Source organism: Tolypothrix sp. PCC 7712 (genome assembly GCF_025860405.1).
Lineage (GTDB): Bacteria > Cyanobacteriota > Cyanobacteriia > Cyanobacteriales > Nostocaceae > Aulosira > Aulosira diplosiphon.
The window spans coordinates 2099466-2115248 of record NZ_CP063785.1; the positions used below are offsets into that span (position 1 = coordinate 2099466).

Below are 15783 nucleotides of genomic sequence, written 5' to 3' on the forward strand. Positions count from 1 at the left end.
AGTAATAAAAAATCCCCATTACCCATTACCCAATGACAAATGACAAACACCTTTACGAATATTCTGGTTGTTCTAAAGGAATTTCAATCACAAATTCTGCTCCTTCTCTTGGCGAGGAGAAACAAGCTATCTTGCCTCGATGCTTTTGCACGACAATCTGATAGCTAATTGATAACCCTAATCCACTGCCTTGGCCTACGGGTTTGGTGGTAAAAAATGGATTAAATAGACTCGATTGCAACGACTCTTCTATTCCTAAACCATTATCCGCGATCGCAATCTTGACTGTATTGGCCTGTGTTAATTCTGTACGAATGCGAATTTGGGGATTTTGAATTAACAAGGAGGCGTGAGGACAATGCTCATTTTCTTGACTATCTCTTGTTGGACTATGAATGGCTGACTGATCTAATGCATCGATGGCATTATTCAGCAAATGCATAAAGACTTGATTTAGCTCACTGGCATAGCAGGTAACTAATGGTAAGCTTTCATACTCTTTTAGTATAGCAATTGCCGGACGATGTGTTGTTTCCCGGAGTCGATGCTGTAGCATGACTAAAGCACTATCAATGCCTTCATGAATATTGACCTGCTTCATCAGCGCTTCGTCATGCCTGGAGAAGTTTTGTAGTGCGATCACTATTTCTCGGATACGATCTGCACCTCTGTACATAGCGCCCATCAAAGTTTGCAGATCCTTCGTGACAAAATTTAAATCTACTTCTTTAACTATTTTCTCTATCTTGGCTGTGGGTTGGGGATATTCTTGTTGATATGCAGCAATGATGTCTACTAAATCTTGTATATATTCTCCAGCATATTGGAGATTACCATAGATAAAACTAATGGGATTATTAACTTCATGGGCAATCCCAGCTACTAATTGCCCGAGTGCTACCATCTTTTCATTTTGAATTTGTTGGACTTGAGCAGCCTTTAAACTATCAAGCGCATCTTGCAATAAAATATTTTTTTCTTGAATTTGAATTTGAAACAATCTCAAATTAATTTGATTTTCTATTCGGGATATAACTTCTGCGCCGTGAAATGGTTTGGTGATGTAATCAACGCCTCCAACATCAAAAGCTTTGACTTTATCTAACACATCATCAAGGGCACTAATAAAAATTACTGGTACTTCAGCAGTCACGCTATCGCTTTTAAGTGCTTTACAAACTTGATATCCATCCATTTCCGGCATATTAATATCCAGGAGAATGACATCTGGTAAAACGACTCGACAAGCAGTTAGTGCCATTTTGCCATTTAAAGCTTTGCGGACTTCATATCCTTGTGATGTTAACATTGCTGATAAAAGCCGCAAGTTATTGGGGGTATCATCTACCACCAAAATGTTACCTTTATGATTGTTTTTGTTATTTAAATTCATCTAACTAAACTCTGTCTTAAAAATAGGGGCTAGTAACTAGGAGCTAGCTAAGAGAGATATTCATGCTTTAGCTTTAGGAAATGCCTTCTGGTACGTTCGTTTTGCCTTACTTTAGGAAATTTCAGAAATTGAATTATTCAATTTTGAGTGCAAAAACGATGATTCAGATTCCTCCTCTGGTTCACCTACCTAGACAGCGGGATATTTTTTAGTTAAAAGTCTTGAAGAGTAGATTTATAGTAGACTTTCCTCGAGAAAGACTAGATTATTGCCTACATTGATGCATGAATAACTAGGTTAAAAATCAAAGATGAAAATTGTAAATAACGTTTAATGTGAATTAAGCCTTGAAACCCTTAAAATTTCGTAAATAGTCCCGAAAAAATGATTTTGAATGAATTTTGAAACTCTTATGGGATCAGAGGCGTTTCTAATTCACATTAGGCGTAAATACTAAAATTTGGTAGTTAGCAGCAGTTTTTTAGGAGCAACTGCATAGGTGGCGTGCTACCTGCTATCAATGGAATTAACAAGTTCACTTCTCTGTTCCCTTTTCTCCTTGTCCTTTTGCCTGTTTTCTCTTGTTTTTTGAGGAAGAAGTTCAATCTCTTCGCAACCAAGTCAAGTAAATTCAACCTTCACCAAGGAACTTCAACTCAATTAGTAGCGTGACTAGGGGCATAGTATCATCACAAATTTGTTGCACATATTCATATTGAGTTTGGTAACTATCTAAAGATAGATAAATTATTAATTGGTCATAATAATTATAAGTAGATAACCGTTTTTAAGCTCATCACCAAGCTTAAAAAGCTAAAATTCCGTAGTCTCTACGCCAAAGTCATTGAATAGTGGGTAAGATCCCTTAACAATAGGGCTGAAAACTGCAAGGCAGAGAATTTCATAACCTCATTGACACAAAACGTAATCTCTGCTTGCAAGATGCCGTATTTTTCTTGAGCCTAGATAAAATTTCCATTTCATACCAGCTTTGAAGATAATAGATCAAGATAGTACCCTGATGGGTACTATGAAATTTGCAGTAGAATTTTCAAAATGATGTCGTACATCTTGCCTTTAGCCAAAACAAGGTGGCACAAATGTTGATGGGAATTAAAAAATGCTTATACTCCCACACAGTAACTCCTAGGCGGCGAAACTTATAGCGATAAAACTACGTCTGGATAGAGGTGAATTATCTTCGCTCCTCTTATCAGGTGCAAAATGTCAGCCTTTTTCAAATCCTACACAGCAAGAGTGTATCCGATTTGACCATAGCTGGGCAGGTTGCTTTCTTTGAGTCGCTAAGACATAAGGTTTACAAAAATTTAAAATTTCCAAATTGGAAATGAATGCCTTAAATAGTCGAGTTTATAAGACTTGCAGCTTAAAGGTTTAAACTAGCACCAGATAATTTTGCATAACTTGAGTCCTTCCAGACGTAAATAACAATGGAATCACTAAAATTTTTCATCACAAAGATGAAATTAGGGGCAGCTGCCAATACATTAAGTTAAGTGCGACAAATGGGGGTTGTGATGCAAACTTTAAAGCAGGGTTTTGAGGAGCGCAATCTCGCTATGGTAACGGAAGCAGAAAAACTAGCGCAATATTGGCGAACTCGTCTATTGGCGGATTGTCCAGAACAAAGCGCAGCCACCAGAGAAAGTATTGTTCTGTGGCTGTTAGGACGTGATTCTCAACGCTTAGATCTGCTCAACCCCAAGGAACTGGAGATTGCCAAGCAAGCAATGGAATATCGTTATCGCATTTTGCAGCAACGTTACTTGGGGGTAGGAAGAGAACGTGCTTATCGCAACCTCACAGCGCGGTTAGCTAGTTTAATGACACTGCGGAATAAAATTCAGACTTGGGTGTCTTTGAGCCGCGATCGCCAACGTAGCGTCATCGATGTATTACAAGAAGTACTTCAGGAATTGCTGCAAAGCGATACCTATATGCAAGAGCAAATGGCAACGATTGCGGAAATTACTAGCGATCGCAGGCTGCGAGATACGTTACTATTTGCCAGCATCGAAGAATATTGCTTGCGACCAGTACGCAATCAACCGCTATTAGTTTACCGTTTTGTCAACTACCTACGGCGGACTCAACGTGGTGGTTTAACTCAAGTACCTAGTAGTGACTTGATTAGGCTAGTTTCTGAAGAAATTCTCACCGATGACAATGATAACCGGGTGAACTTGGTGGATAGCCAGGCGATCGCAGAATATCAAGAAGCACAAGAACAAGAAGAACAACTTGTTTTGAGGCAAACAATACAGGAAGAATTTGAAGCCTATTTACAAGAAAATCTCGGGTCAGAAGCAGTAGAGTGGCTGCGGCTGTATTTGCAAGGTAAGCCTCAAGAAGAAATCGCCAAAAAACTAGGTAAGCAGATTAAGGAAGTTTACCGACTGCGAGAAAAAATCAGCTATCACGCTGTACGGGTTTTTGCTCTCAAAGGAAAACCAGAATTAGTGGATAATTGGTTAGGAATTTCTTTGCAGGAGCATAACTTGGGTTTAACGCAAAACCAATGGCAACAACTCTATGAACAATTGACCGAATTGGGGAGGCAAATTTTAGATTTACGCAAAGCGGGTAACTCCATTGAAGCGATAGCTACACAATTAAAACTCAAAACCCATCAAGTGATGGGTGAATGGGGCAAAGTCTATCTTGTAGCCCAGACTTTAAGAACTCAAGAGTAACAAATTTTAGACATAAGCTTGGTATATAGCCTTATGTACTAAAATTTATTACCTTAAAGAAGGTAGCTATATTTATACGAACTAAATGCCCTAATATTCAGGATGATCACAGTCAGCTTTAGGAGTTTTCAATATTGGATTTGGGATTTATCCCCAATCCAGAATCCTAGATATTTCTTTAAAAATATTAGTATTTAATTCAGCTTGCAATAAACTAACCATGTATTGTTCGTTACTACTAAATTAGAGGCACAATAGTACTAGTAATCCACTAATCACAGTTTAAAAGTCTGTCATAATTGTTTCAGTTAGTTTTCCAATTAATAAGTATTATCACTAAATTCCTGTATTTCAATATGGGAATCGTATTTGATTTTTGAAAAAAACTTGATATGGCTTTATTCCTTCTTCCTTGTTCCTTTACTCTGTGGGAACTTTTACCTGCTCCTTTCGGAAATGTGATGAGGAGCTTGCTTCGCCTTCAGGATAAGGGTTTTGCTTTGCAGTACAGCGAACAGGTAAATTCTCAGGTGACAGGGGTTTTTCCCATTGTCGCAACTGGCGTGGAAACCCCCTGATCTACTAAAGGCTAACCTCAACACGCAGTATCTTGCAAAAAAGACTGCACAGCTTCACCTGTTTCCTCTTAGGCTAGTATTTTCCCAAATGAAACTGGATTGCAATTTGATTTTGGTGTGTGAGCAGAAGATTGAAAACCCTCACTTTTGCGCCTTTATAGGCTTAACGATCAGTTTTTAGCTAGAAATAAGAATCTCTGTGAGTGTCACAGTTGCTTTGGTGGAATACTAAGAGCAAATACGAAGTAATTAAATGAGTAAGTAAACATATGTTGTCTTCAGAAGGCAAACTAACTGATAACGATGAAGTTGAACTGCATAGGCCAGTTACAATCCCACTTCCAGGGGAGCCAGAATCGGATACCTCAAGGGAACCACCTACCTCTCGTGAGCAAATATTCTCGCTAATCGATCGTTTTTTGTCGTTAGAAGCTTGCCTTCACCACCAAATTGTACCGTTAGGGTTAAAGGACAAAAAGCTGTTAGTGGGGATTGTGAATCCTCATGATCAAGAAGCCTTAAATTACGTTAGTCGTATTTTGGCTTATATTAATTGCACAATGGTGCCTAAGCCAATTGCTAGCACTATTCACCGGACTATCCTTTCAGCTTACCTCCGCGAAAAGAATACATCCCCATCAAATAGCGAACAAAAGCCTCAGCCAAAAGTAGACTCTACATCAGAAAAACAGGAAGTTAATATTGTGGATGATGAGAACTCCTCAGCAAAAACCTCGAGTGAATTTGACCAGGAAGTAACATTTGTTGAGGAGCAAGCAGATGTTTTACTAACTATTGATTCACAAACAGACTTATTACCCGTCCCCAATACTAATGATATGTCTGGGAACAATAATGCTATCTCTAATTTACAGGGCAAATTCAGGGATATTCCAAAGGGAAAACTTCCAAGCAGTTTAAATACTGCGTCAATGGAAATTCCAGATATATTAACTCCTCTGGATGTATTGGCAACATTAACACCAAGGAAATTATTAGAAGAATTATTAGCAAGAGTCTTAGTGGGAGGTATTGGCCGCTTGTATTTGGAAAGACAGCACGATCAAGGCAGAATACTCTGGAGTGATAATGGAGTCTTGCAATCTGTAATCGAAAATCTGCCTATCTCTGTTTTCCAAGAAGTGATCAATGAATTAAAGCTATTTGCTGATTTACCTGTGACCACACTTGCAGAACCCAAACAGGTAGAGAAAGAATTGCTATATCAACGTAATAGTTTGTTGTTACGCTTGCGAATCATGCCAGGACTTTATGGTGAAGAAGCAACATTACAAGTACTCAGAGGAGCCGCATTAAAGTTTTATCAACAACAACAGTTGAATTATTTGAGCCATGACACCTTGGTAATGACCCAACAATTAAAGTTAAAGTTGCGTGAGTTAGAACAAAGGCTGCTACTGAACACTAACCTTCAATCTGAGCAATTACAAGCTGTTGTGGCGTTGAGTCACTTGGTAGAAAATTTAGATAAACATCTCAACATCCTCAATAGTGATAACCAACCACCAAAAAATGTGAAGTAATCAGTCTGTCAGTAAAACTGCTGATTGCGATCGCATTCATAATTGTTATGTTGTACTAGAATCTCAAAGCTAAAACTCTGAAAATTCACCATTAATTTTGTAAAGATTTTGCTACCGTATGACTGCCAATAATTACGGTTTTAACAATTAATAATAGCTGATCTGATTTTTTACTCTTGAATTAATTATTTACAGATATTTCATGCAGACTGAGGTTTTTAGTGAACTTTTTCCATTACTGAGTACAGCCAATCCTCAGACCTTGGAGTGGCTGCTGAATGTTGCAATTGAACATGAGTATCCATCTGAACGAGCAGTATTAATGGAAGATGCTTGGGGTAATGCAGTTTATTTTGTGGTTTCTGGTTGGGTGAAAGTGCGGCGAACTTCTGGAGAGGATTTTGTAGCGCTAGCAATCTTAGGAAGAGGCGATTTTTTCGGAGAAATGGCAGTTTTAGATGAATCTCCTAGGTCAACTGATGTAATTGCGCTGTCGCCTGTAAAATTGCTGAGTGTTTCTCGAGAACGCTTTATTCAAATTTTGTTTAAAGACCCACATTTGCATCACCGAATGCTGCAATTGATGGTACGACGAGTCCGACAAATCAACCTGCGCCTACAAATGCGCTCTTCTCCGCCAGCTGTCAAATTAGCTCAGACTTTAGTTAGTTTGGGTGAAAGCTATGGGCAAAAATCAGATCAGGGAAGAGAAATTTTTAATATTCCCATCAAAGATTTGGCTGAGGTAACAGAAATCAGTGTTGACGAAGCTAGCAAAATTATGGAAAAGCTGAATGAAAAAGGCTGGATTGAAATTGACCCTACAAATAACGTTATTGATTTAGTCAATTTCAAACAGTTGATTAATTTAGCAAACAAAGTTTAATAAGTGGTCGGCGAAATTAAAGATAATTGGCTGAGGCTGTGATTCTTACAAAGTCTGAGCGGAGGAAACCTCCGCTCAACGCCACTTGCTTTCCGACGCAAGGCGACAGGAACGTAGTGGCTTGACTTTGCGCTTTGTCCTTGGTCATTTGTCATTGTTAGGGGGCACGGCATTGCCGTGCCTTTGCTTATCTGTCACATTCTTTCTGCATTGGTATTAGTTTAGTAGAATCAAGCTTACTTAACCTGATAGTATTTAAGGATGCGATCGCTCCACATTCGCGATAGTTTCAGAACTTGGTTTATAGATAAGAATTAAGATGGCGATTGACTATAAATCTGCAATGCAGTTCGCCAAACCATATAGCCTTGGGGACTCAAGTGTAAACCATCCGTAGTAAATTCGCGACGCATATTACCTTGCTGGTCGCTAAACAAAGAATATAAGTCTATATATTTAACGCCTTGTTTTTTGGCTATGGTTCGCAGTTGTTTGTTGAGATGATAAATGCGATCGTTAGCAATAGCTAAAAGTTTCTCTCGTCTTTCCCAAGTAGATTCTTCACCCCCATGCGGCAAAATTGACTGTACAAAAATTCGCGCTTTTGGATGCACTCGGCGCAAATAATTAATAATTTGCTGTTGATTTTCTAAAATTGTCTCATCGCTAGCTCCTCGAATTAAGTCATTAATACCAATCATCACGAAAATCTCTTTTGGCTGAGTGCGCTCAAATAAATCTAATCTTTTTAATAATCCTTCGCTAGTTTCTCCAGAAATTGCCTGATTGAGCCAATTTCGGTCTTCAGGTAACAAATCTGAGGGAAACCATAAACTCAAAGAATCTCCCGCTAAGATGGTGAGATGCTGAGGAGTTTTTTGTGCAGAAACTTGGGCTTCTTTTTTTAAGATGTCTAACCATTGTTGATAATTAAGTTGGTGACGCGGGCCTAAATCCGATTTCACAACCGGAGGTTCGCTGACTGTAGCCGCATTAGTCGCCCCAACAATATTGGTTAATCTCTGCTGTTGCAAAATGAGCAGCACTATCGCCAACATCAACAGGCCGTTGGTTACTAACGAGAAAAATGCCCAAAGAGGAAAGTTTTTTGCAGAAATGGTCACGGCTAGGGAATTTACCAATTATTTTGCATCAAACTGCAAACCACTCCCATCAACTATTTAGTCAATGAGAAATTTACTGTTTGCGTAATCATACTTACAGAGGCTTACACCCTTCATTCAAGTAATATTTTTACCCTGATTTTGGCTAGTGATTTCTCTGTAGTGCTTGGTATCATAACTCAGAGAAATCAAAGTGCGTATAGTTTTAAAAGAATTGGTTTTGGGTAATGGGTAATTGGTAATTGGTAATTGGTATTTTCCCCTTGTCCCAATCCCCAATCCCCAATCCCCAATCCCCTTGTCCCAATCCCCAGTCCCCAATCCCTAATCCAAAAGCAACCGCCCTCTGAATTTTGCCTGATATATGGGGCAAATCATCAAAGGGCGTATAGTAATTCGCTAACAGGTATTTAAATTTAGTGGTTTCGTTGTTCAATAGCCAAATGTCTATTGTTCCAACAAACTTTTGAAGCTATAACGCGTAGAGCTAATTCTTGAATTATTGAGAAACATTCATGCGATCGCTAAATTCGGAGTTGTAACCTTCTTCGCCGTGTTCGTTAATATCTAAACCTTGGTATTCTGCTTCTTCCTTGACGCGTAGACCAACGGTCGCCTCAATAATTTTCAGAATCACCCAAGTACCAACAGCAGCGATCACATAAGCAATCACAATGGCTGCTAGTTCAACTCCTAATTCACCAAAGTTACCACGCAGTACGCCGTCTTTACCACCACCGTTAACTTGGGTAGTAGCAAAGATTGCGGTTAAAATTGCCCCAACTGTACCACCAACACCATGTACTGGGTAGGTATCTAAAGCATCGTCAATTTGGACTTTATGCTTGAAACTAACAGCGTAGAAGCAGACAAAAGCGGTGATGAAGCCAATTAAAATTGCTGATAAGGGAGTTACAAACCCTGCAGCTGGCGTAATGCCTACTAAACCTGCAACTGCTCCTGTAGCAGCACCTACTGCGGTGGGTTTACCGCGTAAAACTGCTTCTAAAATCAGCCACATGAGGGCAGCAGCGGCTGCTGCTGTATTAGTAGCAACAAAGGCTGTGGTTGCTATATTGGTGACTATGTTACCCGAAGTTCCCCCAGCAACAGACAAAGCACTTCCGGCATTGAACCCGAACCAGCCAAACCACAGTAAGCCAGCACCCAACAAAATAAACGGCACGTTATGCGGTGGGCTGAGGCGATCGGGATGTTGTTTACGAGGGCCAAGGACGATCGCGGCGACGAGAGCTGAAACACCAGAACTGATGTGAACTACTGTCCCACCTGCAAAGTCTAAAGCACCTAAACCACCATACAATCCCAACAATCCACCTTTCGCCCATACCATGTGAGCAAGAGGTGTATAGACAAAGGTTGACCACAGCAGCACAAATAGAGCATAGGCGCGGAAGCTCATCCGTTCTGCGATCGCGCCAGAAATCAAAGCTGGAGTAATAATGGCAAACATGGCTTGGTAAATCATGAATGCCTGGTGGGGAATTGTTCCAGCATAGGAAACCACTTCTGGAGGGTTGGAACCTTTAAGATAATCAGTGACTTCTAAGCCCACACCATTCAAACCAAGCCATTGCAATCCCCCGATAAACGGTAAACCGGGTGCGAAGGAAAGGCTATAGCCCCACAGAATCCAGGTGACACCCACGATCGCCATCAACACAAAACTCATCATCAATGTGTTGAGGATATTTCGCGATCGCACAAATCCACCATAGAAGAATGCCAATCCTGGTGTCATTAGTAGCACTAATGCTGCTGAAATCAGCATAAATGCTGTGTCTCCAGTATCAGCAGTCGGAGGAGCAGCCGCAGCAGCTTGGGCAAAAGCATTGCCCATTAACGGCCCTCCCAACAGCAACAGGGTCATAGCCCCAATAATTACAACTTTCTTCAACACTTGTTTTTGTCCCCGAACACCAACATTGTTGTTTCACTTTTGACCAATATAGTATTGTTTTATACTTTATTTTGTCTAAATAAGTTACTCCAATTTAGTTGTTTAGAAAGGTTTATAAAAACATCATACTAATTGCAGATGCTAAATTTTGAATAATTTGTATAAAGATGCAATAATTACATTTTTATATTCTTGTAATGTATTATGTGTTAGCTATATTCAAAGCAAAATGTGTTGAAATATAACTCTTACAAATAATACCTAGAATTAGTTAGTAAGTATGAGCAAAATTCATACTAGATTCATCTGTGGAGTTACATATTTACCTAATTATTCTAGTTTCTATTTGATGAGCAAGTTGAAGTAACCTGTGTTTGTACAATTCAGTAAAAAAATTTTAAACTATATTCTTGGTGCGTACACAATCACAAAAACACTTAACAAAGCTAAACAAGCTCCGATTAAATCGTATTGGTCTGGATGGACACCATCTACCAACCAACCCCAAACCATTGCGATTGCAATAAAAATCCCGCCATAAGCAGCATAAACTCTGCCAAAATTTGCAGGTTGTAGAGTAGCTATTACTCCATACATAGCTAAAAAAATACCACCTAATAGCCCCCACCACATAGGCTTATTTTCACGCAACCATAACCATATTAAGTAACCACCTCCTATTTCAAACAAAGCAGCCCAGACAAAATAAAACAGAGACTTCATCATTAATTTATTAGTTTTTAAATGTGAAATAAAAATCCCACCACCTGTATGTGCATAAAAATTACAGGGGTGGGTTGTTATCAGTAAAATCAAGAAAAAAATCAAACGTTACAAGGTATTAGGTAAATCACGACCTTGTGGAACGTCTCCTGAACTGTAACCTTCAGAAAATCCATCGGAACTAGCTTCTGTAAGAAATCCACTGTAGGCTTCCATACCGTGTTCACCGATATCTAAACCTTCCAATTCCTCTTTACGAGTTACTCGGATACCCAAAGTAGCTTTCAATACCATCCAAAATATGCTACTGAGCAAGACTGTAATACCACCTACAGCCAAAATGCCTACTATTTGCGGAATTAGGGTGCCAAAGCCACCACCAAAGAACAGACCATGTGGGCCTACTGGTTTCCCAGCTAGGTCAACTAACCAAGGATAGCCACCAGGGCCGACAGCAAACAGACCTACTGCCAAAGTTCCCCAAACACCACAAACTAGGTGAACTGAGGTAGCGCCTACAGGGTCGTCAATACCGATGCGATCGAAGAAAGGAACAGAAAAGACGACTATTACACCAGCAACTAAACCAATAATTACAGAGCTGCCAATGTTGATGTAAGCACAAGATGCTGTGACACCAACCAAGCCAGCCAAAATACCATTGATAATCATTGACAGGTCTGGCTTGCCTAAGTACAACCAAGCTGTAATTGTTGCAGCAATTCCACCTACTGCACCCGCCATGTTAGTTGTTAAAGCAATGTGAGTAATTGCGTTGGGATCAGCAGCCATGACTGAACCGGGGTTAAATCCAAACCAGCCTAACCAGAGAATTAAACAGCCTAAGGTAGCAATACTCATGTTATGGCCAGGGAGAGCCACAACTTGTTTATCTTGATATTTTCCAATACGCGGGCCCAAGAATGCAGCCCCCATTAAAGCAGCCCAACCACCAACTGAGTGAACGACTGTAGAACCAGCAAAGTCCCAGAAGCCCATATCAGCCAACCAACCAGCACCCCAAATCCAATGTCCGGTAATGGGGTAGGCAATACCTACAAGTAAGATGCTGAAAATGAGGAAGTCAACAAACTTAATCCGTTCTGCAACTGCACCAGAAACAATTGTGGCGGCGGTTCCAGCAAATACTAATTGGAATAAAAATTTGGCAGCTAAAGGAACACCTGTCCAACTCAAGGCACTAAAAATACCTTTGTAAGCGTCTCCAGTTGCGGGACTGTTATCTGTGCCTCCTAGGAAAAATCCACTCAGCCCAATAAAATCATTCCCATCGCCAAACATTAAACCAAAACCGATTGCCCAAAAAGCTACTGTAGAGAGAGCAAAGACAATCAAGTTTTTAGCTAGAACGTTGACAGCATTTTTTTGGCGGCAGAAGCCGGTTTCTAACATACAAAAACCAGCGTTCATAAAGAACACTAAAAATGCTGCGATCGCTACCCATAAAGTGTCAATAGCAACTTTTAGTTCTGCTGTGGTTGGCCCTGCAGCGGGTGCTTGAGCAAATGCAGCATAACCCCATCCTAAAACTATTAAACTAGCTAAAGCTAGGCTAGCTTGCCAATTGGGGGAGAGCCGTTTAATTGTGCTAGCTAATCTGTCTATATTTGATTGAGATTTTGAACTTTTAAAGTGACTTTTTGCTGTTCTTTGCCTACTTTTGGCTTTTAATTTCTGTTTTTGCGTAAGTTTGAACATTTTACTCCCAACAATTTTTCCAGGAAATACAGGAAATAATATAGTTAAGCCAACCGAAGTAGCACTTGAATCTCATCAACTATTTGTTGATATTTGGCCGTTCAAGTAATTTGGATTGCAAATCAGAAACTCGAATATCCTAATAGGAGTGTAAAGAAAGATTGCTACTTTTGTAAATATTTTTTCCAAATTTCAAGTTGACTCAAGCAGGAATTATTAATTGTGAAAAAGTCAAGCCTGATTCACTAAATCTTTAATTTTTAATGATGAAGCTTAGAGATGTACTCCTTCATCTTTAATGAGAAACCACCACAACATTTTAGAGAGTGAAAATTCACCTCCATAACAAAATTTTGGATGCCATCTAAAATTAATTTACAGGAATCATACAAGTGATTTCCGTAGATAACTTTTATGCAGGCATTAATAAATTTGATTGATTGTCTATGTTACCAAAATGATAATTCTGTATCAGGAGATACGATTTATCTATAAGACCGCTTTCTTTGGCATTTCAATGTAAGAACACAACAAACTGAAATTCGATATTGTCAGGATTTTCCGACATCTCAATCAAAATATCTGTAAGAATATTAAATTTTTATAACAAAAATGAATAAACTTACTGTAAGTAAAAGATGTTTTAATATTTACATTGCATTATTAAATACAATAGTTAGCCGTATTGTTTCTAAGTAAAGGGTTAATAAAATAACATCAAAAATTACAATTAACCCTCATGTATGAATTTAAATTTATGGCAATTCCGTTTTGAGATATTCTTGATAGCCCAGTTGTTCTAGTTTAGCTTGCTTTGCCATTACTGATTCTGATAGAATTTGCCGATATTTTTGGACTTTTTCTAATAATGCTGGTTGATGGCTAGCAAGAATTTGCACCGCTAAAAGTCCGGCATTTTTAGCATTACCAATTGCTACTGTGGCTACAGGAATCCCACCAGGCATTTGTACAATTGAATACAAAGAATCAACACCTTGTAAATTACGAGTAGCAACAGGAACACCAATTACCGGGAGAGGAGTTAAAGCAGCAACCATTCCGGGAAGATGAGCCGCTCCACCAGCACCAGCAATAATCACTTTAATACCGCGTTGGTGTGCTGTTTGTGCATATTGCACCATGCGTTCTGGGGTACGATGAGCAGAAACGATCGCCACTTCAGCTTCTACACCAAACTCTTCACAAATTGCGATCGCATCTTTCATGGTGGGCAAGTCAGAATCGCTGCCCATGATAATACCGACAATGGGAGACATAAAATTTTAGATTTGGGATTTTGGATTATTGCCGACTATTACATCTAAAATCGGTTGAGGTTTAGTTATTTTCCCGTCAATGTGATGACTAAAGCAACACCAAGAGCGATCGCCAAGAATGTAGATATCATTAATGCCAGAGTCCCAGGGTATAAAAACTTGCAGATGCTCTTGATTAATGAGGCTGGAATTATCGAGCAAATTCTGCCGATGACTACTGTATTTAAGCGAGTTGCTGGGCCAGATTTGCAAGTTTTAGATATTGCGGGTGATTGGATTTCTTTAGGCGGTGTTGATTTACAGATTAATGGGGCTTTAGGTTTAGCATTTCCGGAATTAGAACCTAATAATGCTGAGTTATTGCCTAAAATATCGCAATTTTTATGGGATGCGGGCGTTGATGGTTTCTTGCCTACATTAGTAACAACTTCTGTGGAAAATATTCAGCGATCGCTAGCAATTATCGCTGATTTTATGCAAACTCAAACCACAGGTTCTCAAATTCTGGGTGTACATTTAGAAGGGCCATTTTTAAACTCTCAAAAGCGCGGCGCGCATCCTGCTGAATATCTCTTGCCTTTGACGCTAAATGAAGTGAAGCGGGTTTTGGGTGACTATGCCCATGTTGTGAAAGTTATCACCCTCGCACCAGAGTTAGATCCAACTGGGGAAGTCATTCCATATTTGCGTTCTTTGGGCATCACCATCAGTTTAGGGCATTCTCAGGCGACAGCCGCCCAAGCACAACAAGCCTTTGAATTAGGCGCAACAATGGTTACCCATGCTTTTAACGCTATGCCACCATTACATCACCGCGAACCAGGATTATTAGGCGCAGCAATTACCCATCCTCATGTGATGTCTGGTTTTATTGCCGATGGACAGCACGTTGTGCCCACAATGTTACAAATTCTCATTCGTGCGGCTTGTGGATTATTCCTCGTCAGCGATGCCTTGGCACCTTTGGGATTACCCGACGGCTTGTATCCTTGGGACAGTCGGCAAATAGAGGTTAAGCACGGTACAGCAAGACTACCTGATGGAACACTATCTGGAACAACTTTACCCTTGTTAGTTGGTGTGCAAAATTTAGTGAAGTGGGGCATTTGTGACATAGAGACAGCCATTATACTGGCTACTGATGCACCTAGACGCGCGATCGCACTCCCAGGCATTTCTCCCAGCCAACCCGCCAATTTATTGCGCTGGCATTGGCAGGAAGCTACACGAGAGTTGACTTGGCAGCGATTGTTCATGTAAATTTCTGTAAGCTTAAATTTCGATTATCATCTAATTATTTAACTTTTGTAAAATTTAAGGTTTTCTTTAGAATTAATAATTTAATATTTTATTTAGATTCTTCGCAGCACTTTTATGGATTTGCAGGAATCGGAGAGTTGTAATGAATGTATGCCTTGTGAACTCCAAGATTTTACGTCAACTGTGGTCTGTAGTTGAACAAACCCAAACCAGCACTCTGGTGGGATTGAATGATACAGACTTAGCCAAGCAGTTGTTAGGACAGGTTGATAGCAAAACAGCACTCAGCCGTGAAGAAAAGAATTCGTTAAGTGATTACATATTCTCTAGAACTCAACTCATACGTGATTTAGCTTTTGCACGGGCGGCATAAAACGTATTAAATATTACCGTGTTAGTTTTGCTTAATGTTTAAGTGAAGTTTATATTTTTAACTTCGGTATTGAAAACTCCCATCGTCATATGGATTCTCCCAGTTACCTCAGCTTCACAGTGCTGGGGTTTTTTATTGTAATTGGGCATGGGGCATGGGGCATTGGGCATTGGGCATGGGGCATTGGGCATTGGGCATCGGGCATTGGGCATTGGTGATTTTACTTCTATTACCCATTACCCCTTACCCCTTACCCATTACCCATTACCCC

General features: G+C 39.8%; 13 protein-coding genes. 6 read left to right on the forward strand and 7 right to left on the reverse strand.

Annotated elements, in window-relative coordinates; translation table 11 throughout:
- Positions 1–52: 52 nt before the first annotated feature.
- Positions 53–1393 (reverse strand): hybrid sensor histidine kinase/response regulator, encoded by a 1341-nt coding sequence (locus HGR01_RS08500; protein WP_045869533.1) that lies wholly within the window; start codon positions 1391–1393, stop codon positions 53–55.
- Positions 1394–2919: 1526 nt separating this feature from the next.
- Here HGR01_RS08500 and HGR01_RS08505 point away from each other — a divergent pair.
- The 4 genes from HGR01_RS08505 (at position 2920) to HGR01_RS08520 (ending at position 7115) form a co-directional block, all read left to right on the forward strand.
- Complete coding sequence (locus HGR01_RS08505) at positions 2920–4107, forward strand: HetZ-related protein 2 (protein ID WP_045869532.1); 1188 nt, start codon at positions 2920–2922, stop codon at positions 4105–4107.
- Positions 4108–4499: 392 nt separating this feature from the next.
- Positions 4500–4685: a hypothetical protein gene (locus tag HGR01_RS08510; protein ID WP_045869531.1), complete on the forward strand. Its 186-nt coding sequence runs from the start codon at positions 4500–4502 to the stop codon at positions 4683–4685.
- Positions 4686–4954: 269 nt separating this feature from the next.
- Positions 4955–6229, forward strand: a complete 1275-nt coding sequence (locus HGR01_RS08515) for a hypothetical protein (protein ID WP_045869530.1) — start codon at positions 4955–4957, stop codon at positions 6227–6229.
- Between the two features lie 202 nt (positions 6230–6431).
- Positions 6432–7115, forward strand: a complete 684-nt coding sequence (locus HGR01_RS08520; protein ID WP_045869529.1) for a Crp/Fnr family transcriptional regulator — start codon at positions 6432–6434, stop codon at positions 7113–7115.
- 314 nt (positions 7116–7429) lie between these two features.
- On the opposite strand, the gene HGR01_RS08525 is transcribed toward HGR01_RS08520, so the two are convergent.
- The 6 genes from HGR01_RS08525 to purE form a co-directional block, all read right to left on the reverse strand.
- Positions 7430–8239: an SGNH/GDSL hydrolase family protein gene (locus tag HGR01_RS08525; RefSeq protein WP_071989372.1), complete on the reverse strand. Its 810-nt coding sequence runs from the start codon at positions 8237–8239 to the stop codon at positions 7430–7432.
- A 117-nt stretch (positions 8240–8356) separates the two neighbouring features.
- Positions 8357–8560, reverse strand: coding sequence for a hypothetical protein (locus tag HGR01_RS08530; RefSeq protein ID WP_155539127.1), 204 nt, complete (start codon positions 8558–8560; stop codon positions 8357–8359).
- Positions 8561–8738: 178 nt separating this feature from the next.
- Positions 8739–10130 carry an ammonium transporter gene (locus HGR01_RS08535; protein ID WP_304941078.1) on the reverse strand — a complete coding sequence of 464 codons (1392 nt, stop codon included), beginning with the start codon at positions 10128–10130 and terminating at the stop codon, positions 8739–8741.
- Positions 10131–10562: 432 nt separating this feature from the next.
- Positions 10563–10886 carry a YnfA family protein gene (locus HGR01_RS08540; protein WP_045869700.1) on the reverse strand — a complete coding sequence of 108 codons (324 nt, stop codon included), beginning with the start codon at positions 10884–10886 and terminating at the stop codon, positions 10563–10565.
- 105 nt (positions 10887–10991) lie between these two features.
- Positions 10992–12602: an ammonium transporter gene (locus tag HGR01_RS08545; RefSeq protein WP_045869525.1), complete on the reverse strand. Its 1611-nt coding sequence runs from the start codon at positions 12600–12602 to the stop codon at positions 10992–10994.
- A 755-nt stretch (positions 12603–13357) separates the two neighbouring features.
- The gene (gene purE / locus HGR01_RS08550) at positions 13358–13879 is read right to left on the reverse strand and encodes a 5-(carboxyamino)imidazole ribonucleotide mutase (protein WP_045869524.1); all 522 of its coding nucleotides are present in this window, start codon (positions 13877–13879) and stop codon (positions 13358–13360) included.
- A gap of 84 nt (positions 13880–13963) precedes the next feature.
- Here purE and nagA point away from each other — a divergent pair, with 84 nt between their 5' ends.
- Together nagA and HGR01_RS08560 are read left to right on the forward strand one after the other, a co-directional pair.
- A complete protein-coding gene (gene nagA / locus HGR01_RS08555) occupies positions 13964–15139 on the forward strand; it encodes an N-acetylglucosamine-6-phosphate deacetylase (protein ID WP_045869523.1) in 1176 nt (391 codons plus the stop codon).
- A gap of 142 nt (positions 15140–15281) precedes the next feature.
- Positions 15282–15512 carry a hypothetical protein gene (locus tag HGR01_RS08560; protein WP_045869522.1) on the forward strand — a complete coding sequence of 77 codons (231 nt, stop codon included), beginning with the start codon at positions 15282–15284 and terminating at the stop codon, positions 15510–15512.
- The last annotated feature ends 271 nt before the right edge of the window (positions 15513–15783 follow it).